Raw genomic sequence first — 17854 nt, forward strand, 5'->3', positions numbered from 1 at the left:
GCACGGAAGGAGAATCAAGGGGTCGGCCAGCTTGATTAATAAATTACCCCTTACAATTAACCTTCAAACTGCAATTCAGCAAGCCTTGCGTACAAACCACCTTTTTTGCGTAATTCGGTCGCATCGCCTGTTTCTACTACTTCGCCATTTTCCATAACGACAATTTTATCGGCCTTTTGTACCGTGGCTAAGCGGTGGGCAATAATCAGCGTGGTTCTATTTTGCATGGCGGCATTAAGCCCTTCTTGTACGAGTATTTCAGATTCTGCATCCAATGCGCTGGTGGCTTCGTCTAATAATAAAATAGGTGCGTTTTTTAGTATCGCGCGGGCGATGGCAATGCGTTGCCGTTGCCCACCCGATAAACGTGTACCGCGTTCACCCAGGAAGGTGTTGTAACCATCGGGTAGTTGCGGAATAAATGGCGCAACTTGGGCGGCATTGGCCGCGGCGATTACTGCTTCATCGGTGGCATTGGGCTGCCCGTAACGAATGTTTTCTAATACATTGGCAGAAAATATAACTGGGTCTTGCGGGACAATGGCTATTAAGCGCCGTAAGTCATCTAAGCTAATCTCATTAATTGCTTGACCATTGATGGCAATGCTGCCACTTTGCGTTTCGTAAAACCTTAACAATAATTGAAAAATGGTGGTTTTACCGGCGCCGGATGGCCCTACTAAGGCAAGGGTTTCCCCTGCGTTAATATGCAAGCTTACGTTATTTAAAGCGGGGTTAGCTGGCCGTGATGGATAGTAAAATGTGACGTCGGTAAATTGAATATCGGCCTGAGATACACTGGCTAATGGTACTGGGGTTGGCGTATCGGTAATGGCTGTTTCTGCATGCAGCAATTCAAGTAATCGCTCGGTGGCGCCTGCTGCGCGCATAATGTCGCCCCATACCTGCGCTATGGTGCTAACGCTACCAGCCACCATGGCGGCATATAAGACGAATGAGGCGAGTTCGCCACCGGTCATTATGCCCTCACTGACTTGGCGCGCACCTAGCCACAATACAAAAATTATCGTACCCATCACGGCTGTAATAATCACCGCCGTCAATAAGGCTCTTACCTTTGTTCTGCGCATTGCGGCTAAAAAGCTCAACTGTGCGCTCTGGGTAAAACGATCAATTTCTCGCGTTTCTTGTGTATTCGATTGCACCGTGGGCATGGCGTTTAAAATTTCACCCGCCATGGCGGAGCTGTCGGCAATACGATCTTGCGACTCACGTGACAGCTTTTTGACTGAGCGACCAATTAAGATAATGGGAAAAATCAAACAGATCATTAATCCAATATTGATCGAAAACAAGTAAAAGCTGGTGACCGCTAGCATGATCATACCGCCCGTAAACTGAAACAAGCTGCGTAGGCCCATGGATGCCGAACTACCGACAACCGTTTGAATAAGCGTTGTATCGCCAGTTAAGCGCGACAGTACCTCACCGGTTTGTAGCGTTTCAAAAAACTGTGGTGATTGCCTTAGTACACGGGCATACACCCCGCTACGTAAGTCTACCGTTACTCGCTCACCTATCCATGAAACCACATAAAAGCGCGAAGCTACCATCAGCGCCCAAAAAGCAGCCAAGCCAAACAGTACACCAAACTTGGTATTAATATTAATAGCGGGGGTTGTAGCATCGTTATTACCAAAGCCTACATCAATTAAATCACGAAAGGCTAAGGGTACTAACAATAAGGTGGCAGACGCCAAGCTTAATAAGACAAAAGCAATAGCCAGCTGTAAGCGATAAGGCCTTAAAAAAGGCCATAAATCTTTTAATGAGATAACGCGTTTTGGTTTGGCGCTGTTTGGTTGATCCGAATTATTTGCTTGCGCCATTAGCTGAAACTTTCTCTCTTAAAATTATTTGGGGGTTTAAGGCATAACAAATACCCAGTTAGTGACCACCGGCCTTGTTAAGGCTTACCACTAATCAACCGCCCCATTAAGGTATGAAAATGGTTCTATCTTACCTTGCTGGTTATGAGCAATAAGCCTCTTTAAGCCAGACAGGAATTATTTAATGCCCACGGTGAAACTCAGTGGCGTGGCATTTTGGACAAGGAGGGATTTTGCCGGCTTTATGGAAATGTAGTTTCTCGCCGCATTTATCACACACCAGCGTACCTGCCCCTGTTACTTCACCCGTGTGTGGAGTCATGCGCCGGGCCAATTCCATTTTTAGCGCCAACATTTGTACCGTTGCCTTATCTGCCGTTTTAAGTAGCTTTTCTAAGGCTACACTTTGCAAGATATTGCTTTCAAAACCAAGCCAGTCTTCTAACTCTTGCCCTGTTTCTGTAAGGTAATGAGCCGCTTCATGAATATCTTGCTTTAACCATTGAGCTAACTTTTCGCCTTCATCCCTAGTAACCTTTTCGAGCTTAACGGCTTCTTCTTTTGCATCATCTATTAGTTGATGAAGCACCGGTGCAGAGGCTTTTTCCGCTTTATGAAAGCCCTCGACAACCTGTTCAAATAGTCTTTCGTAAACTGCACCGAGTACATCAATAAAATCACTGCTTTGTTGGTTTTTCATTTCATTCTCCGGTTTAGTTTTCAAAAAGTCGCCTATAGAAAGGCGACTCGCTTTACTAAAAAATAACACACAAAGAAACAAACGAAATGATTTATCGCAATTTTTTGCGATTATTACCTTAGCGCCACCTCTCTTAACACAGAGCGATAAAGTTGAATTATTCGAGCAAGAATTCTAAATGCAGTTTATTGAACTCTTCTGGTTCTTCCCATTGCGGCCAATGCGCGCTTTGTTCCAAAATAATCATCCGTGCATTAGGAATTTTCTTCATGCCTTCTTGCGCTAACTCAACAGGCTGACCTGGGTTGTGTCGTGTCCATAAAACCAATGTAGGGCATTGAATGTTGCGCATGGATTCAGGGTTAACCCATTTATCGCACCATTGATCATTAATAACACCCCCTAAAATACTATTGGCAATTTTCCCCATCACCGGCAACATACCGGGCTGATCATAGATTTGATAACGAACATCTATAATCTCGTCAGTTAATGTTTTTCAGGCTCAGCCATCAACCAGCTCATTCTAGCTCGCACGATCTCTTTAGTTAATTGACCCGCTGCTTTTTTTGAACGTTCCAGCGCATCGGCTAATTCGGCTTTCCCTTCACAGTTTGGTGCCATTAGGATGCCCGTATTTTGTACTAGTTTAATAACTCTTTCAGGGTGTTTTATAGCTGTCCACGATGCCACCATTGCCCCTAACGACTCACCAGACAAATACACTTTATCCGCCCCTATTGTGTCGATAAAGTTAACCAAATGTTCAACAAAATCATCCATATCGTATTCACAGTCGGGTCTATCTGTATAGCCGTGACCAATCATGTCGTAGGCATAAACATGAAAGTGTTTCGCGTGTTCTTCAATATTTCTAACGTAGGCCTCAGCATGCCCGCCGGTTCCATGTAAAAAAATTAAAACGGGACCACTACCTGCCTCTATAACACGGGTTTTAATACCCTTAACATCGTAATATTTCTGGCTGTACTCAACGCCCATAAGATCTGTCCAGATACTGCTCATTGTGTTCTCCTTATTTTAAATTGTGTTTGCTGATTTGTTGTTGAACATCCAATATTAAGATATTCTTATAAAGTTAAAACTAATGATAGTTTGGTTTAAATTTAAATACAACACACTGGAGAATAAGACAAATGAGCCGGATTGAAGAACTTAAGTCTATGGTTGATCTACAAAATGGTCGCATCGACCGACGTATTTTTTGGGAAGATTGGATTTACCAGCTGGAGCTCGAAAAACTATTTGCTAAATCATGGTTATTTGTCGCTCATGAAAGTCAGGTAAAAAACACAGGTGATTTTGTTACTACTTATATGGGACAAGATAACGTGATTGTTTCTCGCCACAAAGATGGCAATATCCATGTGTTTACCAATTCATGCACTCATCGTGGCAACCGTATTTGCTTTGCAGACCGCGGGCAAGCTAGGCAGTTTACTTGTAATTATCATGGATGGGCTTTTGGCACCGATGGCGCCCTATTGGGGATGCATGAAGAAACGCATTACGAAGGGTATATTAATAAAGCTGAACACGGTTTACAAAATGCACGTGTTGAAACCTATAAAGGATTGGTATTTGCTTGTTTTGACGATGAAGCACCCAGACTAGAAGACTTTTTGGGCGATTTTCGCTGGTATTTAGATGTTATTCTTGACCAAACCGAAGAAGGAACCGAATTTATTGGTGGTTGCATCAAGAATATGTACAACGCTAACTGGAAGTTCGGTGCCGAAAACTTTGTTGGCGACTCACTTCATGTTGGTTGGACACATGCCTCAGGCACAAGAGCGGTTAGTAAAGGTGGCGAAGTACCTGAGTACATGCCAGTCGACCCTGAATCTTTTCATGCCAACGCAAATGGCCATGGCTGGGAAGGCGGCACCGATGGTGTGGGCACTTTAGCACTTATATCCAGTGGTGACCCAACGTTGGTCGAATACTTTGAGAATGAGCGTAAAAACATGGCTAAACGCCTTGGTGAGCTTCGTGCTCGTAAATTATATGGCTCGGTTATATCGGCAACGGTTTTCCCCAATTTTTCATTTTTACCCGGCATTAACACCATGAGAACTTGGTTACCAAAGGGCCCAAGACAATTTGAATTACGTGCTTGGACGATGGTTAACAAAAGCATGCCTGACCATATCAGGGAAATTGTTCAAAACGCCTGTGTAATGACCTTTTCACCCAGTGGTATTTTTGAAATGGACGATGGTGAAAACTGGGAAAATGCTACTCAAGCCAATGAAGGCGTTGTAACCCGAAAACAAAGCCTGCACTATGGATTAAGATCAGGAACCAGTCGCCGAGATGACCCCGAATTACCTGGCAACATCAGTAAACCAATGTACAGCGATGTTAATCAATTAGCGTTTTATCAACGCTGGATGGACTATTTAAGCGCCGATTCTTGGGACGATATTCCTAAGTTCCGTTAAAGGGTAATTCAGATGACTACAACAACAAACACACAAACTAAAATGACTGATACTGATCAAATGTTACTTTGGTATAAAGTAAACCAATTTTATAATCAAGAAGCACGCGCATTAGACGATGAAGACTATGAAACTTGGTTTTCGATGCTAGCGGAAGACTTACAGTACTGGATGCCCGCAAGAGAAAGCGTGTTTCGCAAGGATGAAAAACCCGATTCAACCAGCAATATGAACCATTACAATGAAACCTTGCCCAGTTTACAATTACGTGTGGCAAGGCTTCATAGTGGCGCCGCTTGGGCAGAAGACCCGCGCACACGCTATCGACATATTGTTTCTAATGTTGAAGTGGAGCTAGGCGACGCCGCAGGTGAAATCAAGGTGCGATCTAATACATTAGTTTACAGAAGCAGATTAGAGCGTGAAGAGTATTGGTTACTTGCCAAACGGGATGATCTCTTACGCGAAGCCGATGGTTCTTTTAAGGTTGCTAAACGCAAAATAACACCTGACTTCACCTCGTTATTAAGCAAAAACCTTAACGTTTTCTTATAAAAACAACCCAATAGCCTGTTAAATTTTTACAGGTGGTTTTTCAGCCAATGCCTTAACAACGCAACCTTATGAATGATAACCACCTGTAAAAAATCAGGGCCATAAACCTTAACTATTAGAGCTTTAAGCACTAAGTTTTTGCCGTCATTTTTTTAAAAAAATTGACTCATCTCATTTTAATTAGCGTTCACCCCTCTGTAGAGATGCATTTCGCCGATCTCTGATATAGATCATAGAAGAAAACACAGCCTCTTTACTAAGATATTTGTCATTAGCCGCTTTGGCTTTTAACAATTCTTAACTATGGAGATGGATGAATGAAGCTTATCAAAAACACGACTGTTTTATGTGCGGCCTTAGGTTTAACTGTTATAGCAACACCTTCGTTATCTTATGAAACGGGTGACCTAATTGTTCGAGGTCGAATTATTAGTGTTGACCCTCAAGACGACAGTAGCAGTGTCAGTATAAATGGCGCATCGGTAGCTGGCAGTGGCGCGTCTGTTGATTCAGACATTATGCCAGAGCTAGACTTTACCTATATGCTCGATCCTCATTGGGGTTTAGAGCTGATTTTAGCGTACACCGAGCATAAAGTTGATGCTGGTGGTTCTTTAGGTGGCTTAAACCAAATTGGCGATACTAAAGTATTACCACCTACTCTAACCTTGCAATATCATTTTGCACCAACATCAAATATCCGCCCTTATGTAGGCGCCGGTATTAACTATACTCACTTCTTTGACTCGACTGTAAAAGGGGCTTTAGATGCACCCGGAGCAGACCTTGAGATAGATGATTCATGGGGACTTGCTGCACAAGCAGGTGTTGATATTGACCTGAATGACACTTGGTTTGTTAACTTTGATGTTAAGTACATTGATATCGAAGCGGATGCGCATATTAAAAATGGCGCCAATATCAAAGTAGATATTGATATAGACCCTATCGTTTGGGGTATTGGTATAGGCCGGACATTCTAAAAAAAATGTTGTCACCTTAAAAAGCCCAAGCGCCATCGGCGGTTGGGCTTTTTAAATACACTGTTTTTTCAGCCAAGCATTTATTCACCAGATGACTTGGTGATTAACACTGTTTCCTTGTTTAGTAACAACCCATTTACTTCTTTTTAGCCCAAGAATCTCTCAGCGTTACAATTCGATTAAACACAAGGTTTTCTGGTGTTGAGTCCACACTGTCTTGGCAAAAATACCCTTGACGTTCAAATTGATAAGCTGATGATCCCGCAGTGGATAACGATGCTTCTAGCTGGCAATTTTTTAGTACCTGTACTGACTCGTTATTAATAAACGTTTTATAGTCCTGATCACTTTCTGAGGCTGGCGCAGGAATGCTAAACAAACGATCGTATTGCCTGACTTCTGCGTTAACTGAGTGTTTTGCTGATACCCAATGAATGGTGCCTTTTACCTTACGACCATCTTCCGACTTTCCACCGCGCGTTTCAGGGTCGTAGGTACAGTGAACTTCTGTTACCTCACCGTTTGCATCTTTCACAACATGGGTGCACGTGACATAGTAAGCAAAGCGCAGCCTCACTTCACGGCCTTCGGTTAAGCGGAAAAATTTCTTTGGAGCACCTTCCATGTAGTCGCTTCGTTCAATATATAACACCTTGGAGAAAGGAATATCACGCTGCCCCTGCTCCGGCTTTTTGGGATGATTGACGCCACGTAATATTTCTTCTTGATCTTCTGGGTAGTTATCAATAACTAACTTAATAGGGTCTAAAACCGCCAATGCTCTGGGCGAGTTATCATCTAAATCTTCTCGTAATGAGTTTTCTAACACGCTCATTTCAACAATATTATCTTTTTTGGTAACCCCAATTCGTGAACAAAAATCACGTATAGCATTGGCCGTATAACCGCGTCGACGCATTCCGCTTAGCGTTGGTAAACGCGGGTCATCCCAGCCATTAACATAACCGCCCTCTACTAATTCGTGCAGTTTACGTTTGCTCATAACCGTGTAATCGAGGTTTAAACGAGAAAACTCAATCTGTTGTGGGTGTACTGGCGTTTGCAATTCATCTAAAAACCAATCATACAAAGGACGGTGATCTTCAAATTCAAGCGTACAAAGCGAGTGTGTAATGCCTTCAATGGCATCTGATACACAATGAGCAAAATCGTACATTGGGTAGATATGCCACTTATTACCCGTCATAGGGTGTGACATATTTTTAATGCGGTAAATGGCTGGGTCACGCATATTGATATTCGGTGCGGCCATATCAATTTTTGCACGTAATAAATGCTCACCTTCAGCAAACTCCCCATTTTTCATGCGTTCTAATAAATCGATGTTCTCATCAATAGACCGCTCCCTAAATGGGCTATTTTTACCGGGTTCCGTCAAATTACCTCGGTAAAGCCGAATGTCTTCTGCAGACAAGCTATCTACATATGCCTTGCCTTTTTTTATCAGCTGAACTGCATAGGCATACAGTTGATCAAAGTAGTCAGAGGTATGGTGAAGGTTCTCTCCCCAATCGAAACCGAGCCATTGCACATCTTCTTTAATAGCATCAATATACTCTGACTTTTCTTTACCGGGGTTTGTATCATCAAACCGTAAATGACAAACAGAATTGTTGTAGTCTTGTGAAATACCAAAATTAAGACAAATAGATTTTGCGTGCCCAATATGCAAATAGCCATTTGGCTCGGGCGGAAAACGTGTGATGACTTGCTGATGCTTGCCCGACGCTATATCGGCATCGATAATAGTACGTATAAAATTACTCGGGCTTGACTCAATCTTCTTATCATTCATCGACGGAACACCTAATTCTAAATTAAGCGCCGAATTTTAAAGCATCTTGCGGGTAACGTCTTTAAAAAGTCACTGCTGCTTACTATCAACAACCAAGTCACGCACTGTTTTATTGCCTAAAGAGGCACTAATGGCCTTATCAATTCCATTAACGAGCTCTAATGATTGGCTTTTTAATGTTAGTACATTAGCCGCCAAGAAGTGGTCTTCTTCTGCACATCGAACCGCTTGTATAACATCGCTTAATAGTAAAACATCCAATGATTTGGCCGGTAAATAAGCAACCGGTGTCTCATTCGTCCCTATCACTAGATGTTGCGCTATCAGTTTTTTAAGAACATAACGAACGACTGTATGTGGTGCAGAGATATCACCGGTTAAATCAGCCATTGTAGGCGGCTTCTCCCCTGCATAATGTTTTTCACCAACCAATTGCATTAACAATAGAGCAATGCGTTCCTTAACTCGATTACTTATTTCAAAACCGCCCCTATCGACCCTGAGAGACGATGGGTTTTGCACATAAAAGGCAAGGTTAGAGCCAAACAGTAAAATTAACCAACTGATATAGAGCCAAATCAACAGCATAATCACTACAGCAAAACTGGAGTAAATAGCTGTGTACTTCGTTGAATTAACAACAAATGTTGCAAATAAAAGGCCTGATGATTCCCATAAAAACCCTGCTACGATTGCCCCGATTAAAGCCGCTGATAGGCGCACACGCGTATTGGGCACAAACATATAGATAAATGTAAAGGCGCCCATCACCATGAGATAAGGCAGCAATTTGGTTGCTAGCACAATCAAACTACCAAAAGGCTCGATGGTCGCAAAATAAGTCACAATAGAGGAACTCATGATGGTAGCGGTTACCCCTATCGCAGAAACCATCATAACTGGGCCAATTAAAATAACACTCAAGTAACTACTAAATCGCTCTCCAATGCTACGGGTCGTTTCAACATGCCAAATCATATTGAATGCATTTTCTATTTTTTGGACTAGCGACAAAACGGTGTAAATTAACAAACCTAAGCCAACCGAGCCGAGCACCCCGACTTTTATATTATCGATAAACCCAATTATATTTTCACCAATTTGGGTGCCTTGCTCACCAAGCGGTGCTAAAAATTGAAATAGGAAAGGCTCAATTTCATTATGCACACCCATTGCTTTTAACACGGAAAAGCTCAACGCCAATAAGGGCACAATGGATAACAGCGTGGTATAAACCAAACTCATCGCCCTTAGGCTTAGCTGCCCTTCCATTAAATCTGTGACAGACACGTATACCACACGTAATATTTTCAATAACAGTAGATGGAATGGTGACAGCCCTGTTTCATCTGGCCAGAGCAACGAGGTGACTTTATCTTGCAAGTTAAATTTATTTTTTTGCACGTATTAGCTCCCAGGCCTTTGTTATTGTCTGTTCTTTTTTTCCCTCAAATATCCTACAGGCTTCGCTTTTCGTAAACAACACAGGTATCATTTACGCAATCTCACTTTTCATTTTATTTTTTTTATGTCAGAACAAGAATCCATCGAACTAAACAGAGACGTTAATGCCATCGTTATCCCTGCGGGGATCCATGTTCGGCTCAAAAAAGGTGATGTCGTTACCATCATGCAGTCACTGGGCGGCTCTTATACCGTATCAAGCGAAACAGGTATTATTGCTCGAATTTCAGCCATTGATGCTGATGTTTTAGGTAAGGAAGTTGAAGTTGTTCATGCTTATGAAACCGGCACAGACCCTGAATCAGTGCGTGAAGCTTGTTGGGCTTTTATGAAAACCGTCTACGACCCTGAAATACCGGTCAATGTCGTTGACCTTGGGCTAATTTATGATTGCACCGTTCGCGCCCTAACTGACGGCTTGAATCATGTACACGTTACAATGACCCTAACCGCACCGGGTTGTGGCATGGGCCCGGTTATTCAAGCTGATATTGAATCGGGTATTAAGCATATGGAAGGGGTTGAGACTGTTGAAGTAGAGGTTGTTTTAGACCCGCCTTGGAATCAAAACATGATGTCTGAAGCTGCAAAACTTCAACTAGGGATGCTTTAGACGCTGCGCTTATCTGCTAAAGCCGTTATTGCTACCCCTTGTTGACACAAAGCACTTACTTTATTGCATTTACCTTTGGTCTATTGGGGTCTACCCATTGTGTTCCAATGTGTGGAGGAATAGTCGGCATATTAAGCCAACAAACGAATTCGTCTAGTTATCAAACTGTTACAAAAACACTGTCCTATAATGCTGGGCGTATTCTTAGTTATAGTTTTATTGGTTTTTTAGCTGGTAGCATAAGCCATGTGGCTCTTTCGCCAATGGATACAGCCGCGTTGATGTTGTTTTCAAAGTACTTAACGTCTATTTTTATGCTTGCCTTCGGTTTTTACCTCTTAGGCTGGCTAAATTTTCTCAGTTACTTAGAGCGTTTTGGCCAACGCTTATGGAAACGCCTGTCGCCACTTAGTCGTCAACTATTACCCATCCAACATAAACGTGATGCGTTTCTCCTCGGTATTATCTGGGGCTGGCTGCCATGTGGACTGGTCTATTCTGCACTGGCATGGAGTCTTGCCAGCGCGCACCCTCTAAATGGCGCCTTAATTATGTTAAGTTTTGGCCTAGGCACCTTACCGATGTTAATGACCATGGGAATAGCGTCAGAAAAACTAACCCAATTTACACGCTCACTACTTATTCGACGCAGTGTTGGTGGCTTAATTATTATTTTTGCGGTGTTTAAATTAATTAACCCCATGGGTATGTCTATGCAGTAACGTTATTTGTCTGTTTTATTGTCAGCCTTGTTGTCATCAGCACCTAATTCTTCATTCTCTTCTTCATACAAAATACTGTGGCCCGGCCCCTCTAAATCATCAAACTGCCCAGACCGCACCGCCCATAAAAAAATAGCGGCTATTAGCACCAGCAAAACAACCGATACGGGAATTAAAAAATACAAGCTATCCAACGTGTAACCTCGATATTTTTTTGCTCTTACTGGCTGCTGGGAGCACAAAGCGCAAGAGAAAAGAGTTTAAAACAACCACCAAGGAACTAATCGACATGCCGAGTGCTGCTTGCCAAGGCTCTACATGCCCTGCCATTGCTAATGGTAAAGCACCAATGTTATATACCAGTGCCCAAGCCATATTTTGCTTAATAATTGCCTTGGTCTTTTTTGATAGCTTAAAGACGTGTTGAAGGTTTTGCATATCATTATTCATTAACAAGATATCCGATGATGCACGTGCCAATTGACTTGCACCAGAAACAGAAATAGAAACATCCGCCTTAGCCAAAATGGGCGCATCATTAACACCATCACCCACCATAGCCACTTGCTCGCCGCCCCTTTGCATGCGGTCGATTTCTTTTAGTTTATCACTCGGTGTGGCATCCGATTTAAAATCCTCAATAGCTACTTTTTTCGCTAACCATGCAACGGGACTGAGTTTATCACCACTTAATAAGCTCACTTTTTTTCCATCGCTTTTTAACCAATTAACAGCTGAAGAAGCCCCCTGCCTTATGTCATCATGTATTTCAAAAACAGCGAGGCATTGCACATCATCAGCCAAATACACCTGTGTTACATTTGAATTATGAGTCTCAAACATTAACCCAGATGACTGCTTAATATATTGCTGAGATCCAATATAATAGGTTTTACCCTCTATCGAGCCTTTTAAACCGGCGCCATTGGTTTGCTCTATTGCGCTGGCTGGTTGAGGGTTTACCGTTTTTTCATGTTTAAAAGCACGCGCGATAGGGTGATCTGAAAAGCGCTCTAAACTAATGGCTATATCCATTATGCTTTGCTTATCACGCCCATCAAACACAGTGCAATCAGATACATTCATACTGCCTTCGGTGAGCGTGCCCGTTTTATCAAAAACGACCCGATTAATACTGGCTAATTTTTCTAACGCAGTCCCTTTTGTAATAATAATGCCGTGGTCAAATAACGCACTCATCGCAGCTGTATAAGCAGTTGGCGTCGCAAGGGATAACGCACACGGGCAGGTCACCACTAGGACCGACAAGGCCGTTGAAAACCAATCCACATGACCTTGCCAATAACCAAATATAGCGCTACCCAAGGTGACCAAAATAACCATTAAAACAAATACACTAGCAAAACGGTCTGCTGTTTCGACCCAAGCAGGCTTCTGTGCATGGGCTTGTTCGATTAAACGTGCAATGGTTGATAAGGTACTGTCTTTTCCAACGCAGCTCACCTTTGCTATTAAGGTGTTATCTAAATTATGGCTACCGCCTAATACACTGTCATTGAGGCGTTTACGAATCGGTTCACTTTCACCGGTTAAAATTGACTCATCTACCTGCGATTCACCGTCCACAACAACTGCATCTGCCGGCACCACTTCTCCTGGGTTAATTTGTATGTAATCGCCCAATGCTAACGAATTTGCTGCAACTTTATGGGTAACGTTGTTTTCAGCTATCCGTTTAGCCATCATTGGCACCGCCTGTGTAATACGCTCACTCGAACTCATCGCGTACCAACGGGTGAGAAACTCTACATATCGCGCTAACATAAGAAATAATACAAACATACAAACTGACTCGTAATACGTATCACCTTTACCTTGGTAGGTATTAAAAAGGCTGGCAAAAAAACCCAGGCTTATACCCAATGCAACAGGCACATCCATACCCGGCATTTTATTTTTAATATCTCGACAAGCCGCATATAAAAATGGCTTCGCTGAAAACAATAAGACCGGCAGTGTTAATAAGGCGCTAATCCATTTTAAAAACTGCAACATATTAGGGTCAATTTCACTTGGGTCCGCTACATAGATACCTAATGTGATCATCATCACCTGCATACCACAAAATACAGCCACACCAATTCTACTGAGAAAGTCTTTGCGTTCTTTTTGCAAGTTAAGGAACTGCTTATTCGCATCAAAGGTAACTGCCTGATACCCAATGGCTCTTATCGCCGTTAGTACATCGGCAATATTAACCTCGTGACCGATGGTTTTAAGTAACCCACGCCGAGTCGCATAATTAATCTTAAACGACACCACGCCGCGTAGTTTTTGAACTTGCCGCTCCAATAACCATATACAGGCAGAGCAAGTAATCCCCTCGATGATAAGTGAGGTCTTTATGACTTCTTCGTTAGAGCAATCGGTTTCTAACGATGCAGCCGTATTAAACTCAAGCTCTTCACTTAACGAATCCATTGAAACTGCATAAGCGGTACGTTTTTGGTAATAATCTGCCAAACCATTATTTATAATCGCTTGCGCCACGGCTTCACAGCCTGGACAACACATGGCTCTCCACTGCCCATCAAAATTAATACCCCACTTCGTTGTGCTTGGCACTTCAAGGCCACAGTGAAAGCAAACAACTTCTTTTTCTAATTTAGTGTCAATTGTCATCAGTTAGACAGTGGAATTCATGTTCAAATAAGGTAATATATTCATTTTCAATAGTTTAGATTGAATGAGCGTATCAGCTAAAAATTTATTTCGTGATTTAACTGTATCTTGTAGTAACTGCAGCCTAGGTGATTTATGTATACCTCATGGCTTAGCTCCACAAGATATTGATCGGCTAGATGACTCGGTCAGCCATACAAAACTGTTGCAAGCGGGTGATATTCTTTATCACCAAAACTCTCCTTTTAAGTCGTTATATGCACTCAAATCTGGTTCTGTCAAAATTATCAGCAAAAGTGATGAATCTGATGATGTAATGGGTGTTTATCTTCCCGGCGAAATTATTGGTTTTGATGGGGTCGCTACTGACAGATACCAATGTTCGATTCATGCACTTGAAACCAGCAATATTTGTGAAATAGACCTTGAGAGTTTACAAGAAAACATCCCAAGTATTTTTAAACAATTACTCAAGCATGCTAGCAAATCAATAAATCAAAGCAACAATACAAACGCTACTAGTAAAGTTAGTGCTGAAAAACGTATTGTTTCATTGCTATTAGACTTATCGGATCGCTATCGACTACGGGGCTACTTCTATACCGAATTCAACCTTTTCTTATCGCGTAGTGAAATCGGCAGCTTACTCAACCTCTCACCTGAAACCGTTAGCAGGGGCATACGCAAACTTGAACGTGACAACCTCATCACGCTTGAAAACAGACGCCGGATTAAAATCAATAACCTGGAAGGCCTGAAAAACATACTGACGGCTATCTAATTTATCACAAAAAACAAAGCATTTAGTCCGAGCTAAGCCCACAAAATAACTTGATTTAACGAAAAACTGATTCAGATCAGGTTTGCCCCAGCTGACCTTTCTTTGCTGCAATACAGCACCTATACTTTAGCCTCTTAAATGACAGAGGCTCTCGTATGAGTACACTTATCTACAACGATACTGTGGTTCGACAATTTTCGATCATGACCGTTGTTTGGGGTATTGTTGGTATGCTTGTCGGCGTCATCATTGCTGCACAATTAGTTTGGCCTGCTCTTAATTTTGACCTACCTTGGTTAACCTATAGCCGACTTCGGCCGTTACATACAAATGCCGTTATTTTTGCATTTGGTGGCTCTGGTTTAATGGCCACCTCTTTATATGTGGTACAACGAACCTGTCAAGTTCGTTTATTTGCTAACGCCTTGGCTAGCTTTGTCTTTTGGGGTTGGACACTGATTATCGTACTGGCTGCGATTACGCTCCCCTTAGGCTATACACAAAGCGGTGAATATGCCGAATTAATTTGGCCGATTGATATTCTATTAGCGGTTGTTTGGGTAGCCTATGGCATTGTCTTCTTCGGCACTATCGTGAAGCGAAAAACACCACATATTTATGTAGCTAATTGGTTCTTTGGCGCTTTTATTCTTACTGTCGCTGTTTTGCATATTGTCCGTTCTTTAGCTATCCCTGTAAGCCTTACCGAGTCTTACCCGATCTACGCTGGTGCAACGGATGCCATGGTGCAATGGTGGTATGGGCATAATGCGGTTGGTTTTTTCCTAACCGCTGGCTTTTTAGGCATGATGTATTATTTTGTTCCTAAGCAAGCCGAACGGCCTATCTATTCATACCGTTTGTCTATTGTGCATTTTTGGGCACTTATTTCTATTTATATGTGGGCAGGACCACATCACCTTCATTACACCGCCCTACCTGACTGGATTCAATCCGTAGGTGCGGCCTTTTCGATCGTTTTATTAGCGCCATCATGGGGCGGTATGATCAACGGCATCATGACTTTATCAGGTGCTTGGCAGAAACTTCGCCATGACCCCATTTTAAAGTTTTTAATTGTTTCGCTGTCTTTCTATGGCATGTCTACATTTGAAGGACCGATGATGGCAATTAAATCTGTCAATGCTCTATCTCACTATACAGAGTGGACGATCGGGCACGTTCATTCCGGTGCTTTAGGTTGGGTCGCCATGATCACTATAGGTTCTCTGTATTATTTAATCCCAAAGCTATTTGGTAAACAAGATATGTCTAGTATGGCACTTGTTGAAACACACTTTTGGGTCGCTACTATTGGCATTGTTCTTTACGTAGCATCCATGTGGATTGCTGGTGTTATGCAAGGGTTGATGTGGGGCGCAATCAATGATGACGGGACACTCACTTATAGTTTTGTAGAGTCTTTATTGCGTATGCAGCCTTTTTACCTTATTCGCTTTCTGGGTGGCACCATGTTCTTAATTGGCATGCTTATCATGGCTTACAATGTGTACAAAACTATTAAGGGCTCTGAAGCTTCTAATATTCTTGTACCTCAACATGTTTAACTGGAGAGCATCAAGATGAGTCACGAAAAAGTTGAGACTAATATTGGGTTAATGGTTGTTTTAATCGTCCTCGTTATTTCAGTTGGCGGCTTGATTGAAATTGTCCCTTTATTCTTTATGAAGCAAACGACTGAACCTGTGTCTGGGTTACTGCCCTACAATTCTTTACAGTTAGCTGGCCGAGACGTTTATGTACGTGAAGGCTGCTATGGCTGTCATTCACAAATGATTCGCCCATTCCGTGCAGAAACAGAACGTTATGGCCATTACTCATTAGCCGGTGAGTTTACGTACGATAGACCTTTCCAGTGGGGTTCGAAAAGAACCGGGCCAGACTTACAACGTGTTGGCGGTCGCTATAGTGATGATTGGCATCGTTTACACCTCACAAACCCACGCTTAGTAGTGCCCGAATCCAATATGCCCGGCTACCCTTGGCTTAAGGATAACAAGGTCGATGGTGAGCTCATTGCAAAGAAAATGCGCGCCCTTCGCATTCTTAACACGCCGTATACAGACGAAGACATTGCCAATGCAGCTGATTCTGTAAAAGGAAAAACTGAAATGGACGCACTCATTGCCTATTTGCAGGTTCTCGGGACCCACGTCAGCACAAGGAGATAACGTATGTTTGAACTAAATACACTACGCTCTATTTTGACACTAGCGCTATTTGTACTTTTTATTGCCATTTGGATATGGGCATGGAGCAAAGATCGTAAAAAAGAGTTTGAAGAAGCCGCTAATATCCCCTTTCAAGGTGAAGAGATCAGCGCAACTTTACAAGAGGATAAGAAATGAGTGATTTTTGGTCTATCATTGTAACGGTTGTCATTCTATTAAATATTATTGGCTGCTATCTACTCATCAGATGGGTTGCCAAGCCCAATAAGGGCGAGGCCAAGCAAGGCGAAGCAACAGGCCATGTTTGGGATAGCAACCTAATGGAACTGAACAATCCAATGCCTCGCTGGTGGTTATACCTGTTCTACATCACCATTGTGTGGGGGTTAATCTACCTACTAATGTACCCCGGTTATGGTAATTACCCCGGTTTATTAGCTTGGACATCGGATAAAAAATACTCTGATGAAGTCCAAGCAGCCAATGAGACCTACGGTCCTATTTTCAGTCAATATGCTGAAACACCCATTATTGAGCTAAGTGAAAACAAAGATGCCAATGCAGTCGGCCAACGCTTATTTGTTAATTATTGCGCACAATGTCATGGTTCTGACGCTGCCGGCTCTAGAGGCTTCCCCAACCTCACGGATAATGAGTGGATCTGGGGCGGTCAACCCACTGATATCCAACACACAATAGCTCACGGACGCACCGGCGTTATGCCTGCTTGGGAGTCAGTCCTCAAACCCATACAAATTAGTTACCTTGCAGACTACCTGATGAGCTTAACTGGCAGACAACATAAAGCGACCGATGCTCAACGTGGTAAAAAAGTTTTTGCAAGTTATTGCGCCACCTGCCACCAAGCAGATGCAACCGGCAATCCTTTGCTTGGCGCACCCAACCTTGCTGATAAAATTTGGTTATATGGTGCCTCACGTAACAAAATAATTGAGTCCATTAGTAAAGGCCGTAACGGCCAAATGCCAGCTCATTTGGAGTTTTTGGGCGAGGACAAAATCCATATTCTCTCTGCTTACGTCTATAGCTTATCTAGCCACTAAATTAAG

Annotated in this window: 18 protein-coding genes; 10 read left to right on the top strand and 8 right to left on the bottom strand. The window is 42.6% G+C overall.

Annotated elements, in window-relative coordinates; translation table 11 throughout:
* Positions 1-56: 56 nt before the first annotated feature.
* From CYCME_RS08865 to CYCME_RS13175, 4 genes are all read right to left on the bottom strand, one after another.
* The gene (locus CYCME_RS08865; RefSeq protein WP_020932799.1) at positions 57-1850 is read right to left on the bottom strand and encodes an ABC transporter transmembrane domain-containing protein; all 1794 of its coding nucleotides are present in this window, start codon (positions 1848-1850) and stop codon (positions 57-59) included.
* A gap of 181 nt (positions 1851-2031) precedes the next feature.
* Positions 2032-2574 carry a zinc ribbon-containing protein gene (locus CYCME_RS08870; protein WP_015005575.1) on the bottom strand — a complete coding sequence of 181 codons (543 nt, stop codon included), beginning with the start codon at positions 2572-2574 and terminating at the stop codon, positions 2032-2034.
* A 133-nt stretch (positions 2575-2707) separates the two neighbouring features.
* Positions 2708-2992 carry an alpha/beta fold hydrolase gene (locus CYCME_RS13170; protein ID WP_020932800.1) on the bottom strand — a complete coding sequence of 95 codons (285 nt, stop codon included), beginning with the start codon at positions 2990-2992 and terminating at the stop codon, positions 2708-2710.
* A 47-nt stretch (positions 2993-3039) separates the two neighbouring features.
* Positions 3040-3576, bottom strand: coding sequence for an alpha/beta fold hydrolase (locus CYCME_RS13175; protein WP_020932801.1), 537 nt, complete (start codon positions 3574-3576; stop codon positions 3040-3042).
* Between the two features lie 131 nt (positions 3577-3707).
* Here CYCME_RS13175 and CYCME_RS08880 point away from each other — a divergent pair, with 131 nt between their 5' ends.
* From CYCME_RS08880 to CYCME_RS08890, 3 genes are all read left to right on the top strand, one after another.
* Positions 3708-5015: an aromatic ring-hydroxylating dioxygenase subunit alpha gene (locus tag CYCME_RS08880; RefSeq protein WP_015005573.1), complete on the top strand. Its 1308-nt coding sequence runs from the start codon at positions 3708-3710 to the stop codon at positions 5013-5015.
* Between the two features lie 12 nt (positions 5016-5027).
* Positions 5028-5570 carry a 3-phenylpropionate/cinnamic acid dioxygenase subunit beta gene (locus CYCME_RS08885; RefSeq protein WP_020932802.1) on the top strand — a complete coding sequence of 181 codons (543 nt, stop codon included), beginning with the start codon at positions 5028-5030 and terminating at the stop codon, positions 5568-5570.
* 317 nt (positions 5571-5887) lie between these two features.
* Positions 5888-6553, top strand: a complete 666-nt coding sequence (locus CYCME_RS08890; RefSeq protein ID WP_020932803.1) for an OmpW/AlkL family protein — start codon at positions 5888-5890, stop codon at positions 6551-6553.
* 136 nt (positions 6554-6689) lie between these two features.
* Here the strand turns inward: CYCME_RS08890 and CYCME_RS08895 are convergent, their stop codons facing one another.
* Positions 6690-8369, bottom strand: coding sequence for a glutamine--tRNA ligase/YqeY domain fusion protein (locus CYCME_RS08895; protein ID WP_015005570.1), 1680 nt, complete (start codon positions 8367-8369; stop codon positions 6690-6692).
* Between the two features lie 69 nt (positions 8370-8438).
* The gene (locus CYCME_RS08900; RefSeq protein WP_020161975.1) at positions 8439-9773 is read right to left on the bottom strand and encodes a YihY/virulence factor BrkB family protein; all 1335 of its coding nucleotides are present in this window, start codon (positions 9771-9773) and stop codon (positions 8439-8441) included.
* Between the two features lie 124 nt (positions 9774-9897).
* On the opposite strand from CYCME_RS08900, the gene sufT reads away from it, so the two are divergent.
* Positions 9898-10446, top strand: coding sequence for a putative Fe-S cluster assembly protein SufT (gene sufT / locus CYCME_RS08905; protein ID WP_015005568.1), 549 nt, complete (start codon positions 9898-9900; stop codon positions 10444-10446).
* A gap of 38 nt (positions 10447-10484) precedes the next feature.
* Positions 10485-11168 carry a sulfite exporter TauE/SafE family protein gene (locus tag CYCME_RS08910; RefSeq protein WP_020932804.1) on the top strand — a complete coding sequence of 228 codons (684 nt, stop codon included), beginning with the start codon at positions 10485-10487 and terminating at the stop codon, positions 11166-11168.
* A 2-nt stretch (positions 11169-11170) separates the two neighbouring features.
* Here the strand turns inward: CYCME_RS08910 and ccoS are convergent, their stop codons facing one another.
* Together ccoS and CYCME_RS08920 are read right to left on the bottom strand one after the other, a co-directional pair.
* The gene (gene ccoS, locus CYCME_RS08915) at positions 11171-11362 is read right to left on the bottom strand and encodes a cbb3-type cytochrome oxidase assembly protein CcoS (RefSeq protein WP_015005566.1); all 192 of its coding nucleotides are present in this window, start codon (positions 11360-11362) and stop codon (positions 11171-11173) included.
* A complete protein-coding gene (locus CYCME_RS08920) occupies positions 11355-13811 on the bottom strand; it encodes a heavy metal translocating P-type ATPase (protein WP_020932805.1) in 2457 nt (818 codons plus the stop codon). The genes ccoS and CYCME_RS08920 overlap by 8 nt, the downstream gene beginning before the upstream one ends.
* Before the next feature lie 64 nt (positions 13812-13875).
* On the opposite strand from CYCME_RS08920, the gene CYCME_RS08925 reads away from it, so the two are divergent.
* From CYCME_RS08925 to ccoP, 5 genes are all read left to right on the top strand, one after another.
* Positions 13876-14592: a helix-turn-helix domain-containing protein gene (locus tag CYCME_RS08925; protein ID WP_015005564.1), complete on the top strand. Its 717-nt coding sequence runs from the start codon at positions 13876-13878 to the stop codon at positions 14590-14592.
* A gap of 155 nt (positions 14593-14747) precedes the next feature.
* Positions 14748-16160, top strand: a complete 1413-nt coding sequence (ccoN, locus tag CYCME_RS08930; RefSeq protein ID WP_020932806.1) for a cytochrome-c oxidase, cbb3-type subunit I — start codon at positions 14748-14750, stop codon at positions 16158-16160.
* 15 nt (positions 16161-16175) lie between these two features.
* Complete coding sequence (gene ccoO, locus CYCME_RS08935; RefSeq protein ID WP_015005562.1) at positions 16176-16784, top strand: cytochrome-c oxidase, cbb3-type subunit II; 609 nt, start codon at positions 16176-16178, stop codon at positions 16782-16784.
* A gap of 3 nt (positions 16785-16787) precedes the next feature.
* A complete protein-coding gene (locus CYCME_RS08940) occupies positions 16788-16961 on the top strand; it encodes a cbb3-type cytochrome oxidase subunit 3 (RefSeq protein ID WP_015005561.1) in 174 nt (57 codons plus the stop codon).
* Positions 16958-17848 (top strand): cytochrome-c oxidase, cbb3-type subunit III, encoded by an 891-nt coding sequence (gene ccoP, locus CYCME_RS08945; RefSeq protein ID WP_020932807.1) that lies wholly within the window; start codon positions 16958-16960, stop codon positions 17846-17848. Before CYCME_RS08940 ends, ccoP begins: the two co-directional genes overlap by 4 nt.
* Positions 17849-17854 lie beyond the last annotated feature (6 nt).

This window comes from Cycloclasticus zancles 78-ME (assembly GCF_000442595.1).
Classification (GTDB): domain Bacteria; phylum Pseudomonadota; class Gammaproteobacteria; order Methylococcales; family Cycloclasticaceae; genus Cycloclasticus; species Cycloclasticus pugetii.

Excerpts from the sequence above, each read along its gene's own strand:
- CYCME_RS08865 (WP_020932799.1), bottom strand. The coding sequence starts at position 1,850 with ATGGCGCAAGCAAATAATTCGGATCAACCAAACAGCGCCAAACCAAAA.
- CYCME_RS13170 (WP_020932800.1), bottom strand. The coding sequence starts at position 2,992 with ATGTTGCCGGTGATGGGGAAAATTGCCAATAGTATTTTAGGGGGTGTT.
- CYCME_RS13175 (WP_020932801.1), bottom strand. The coding sequence starts at position 3,576 with ATGAGCAGTATCTGGACAGATCTTATGGGCGTTGAGTACAGCCAGAAA.
- CYCME_RS08880 (WP_015005573.1), top strand. The coding sequence starts at position 3,708 with ATGAGCCGGATTGAAGAACTTAAGTCTATGGTTGATCTACAAAATGGT.
- CYCME_RS08885 (WP_020932802.1), top strand. The coding sequence starts at position 5,028 with ATGACTACAACAACAAACACACAAACTAAAATGACTGATACTGATCAA.
- CYCME_RS08890 (WP_020932803.1), top strand. The coding sequence starts at position 5,888 with ATGAAGCTTATCAAAAACACGACTGTTTTATGTGCGGCCTTAGGTTTA.
- CYCME_RS08895 (WP_015005570.1), bottom strand. The coding sequence starts at position 8,369 with ATGAATGATAAGAAGATTGAGTCAAGCCCGAGTAATTTTATACGTACT.
- sufT (WP_015005568.1), top strand. The coding sequence starts at position 9,898 with ATGTCAGAACAAGAATCCATCGAACTAAACAGAGACGTTAATGCCATC.
- CYCME_RS08920 (WP_020932805.1), bottom strand. The coding sequence starts at position 13,811 with ATGACAATTGACACTAAATTAGAAAAAGAAGTTGTTTGCTTTCACTGT.
- CYCME_RS08925 (WP_015005564.1), top strand. The coding sequence starts at position 13,876 with ATGAGCGTATCAGCTAAAAATTTATTTCGTGATTTAACTGTATCTTGT.
- ccoN (WP_020932806.1), top strand. The coding sequence starts at position 14,748 with ATGAGTACACTTATCTACAACGATACTGTGGTTCGACAATTTTCGATC.
- ccoO (WP_015005562.1), top strand. The coding sequence starts at position 16,176 with ATGAGTCACGAAAAAGTTGAGACTAATATTGGGTTAATGGTTGTTTTA.
- CYCME_RS08940 (WP_015005561.1), top strand. The coding sequence starts at position 16,788 with ATGTTTGAACTAAATACACTACGCTCTATTTTGACACTAGCGCTATTT.
- ccoP (WP_020932807.1), top strand. The coding sequence starts at position 16,958 with ATGAGTGATTTTTGGTCTATCATTGTAACGGTTGTCATTCTATTAAAT.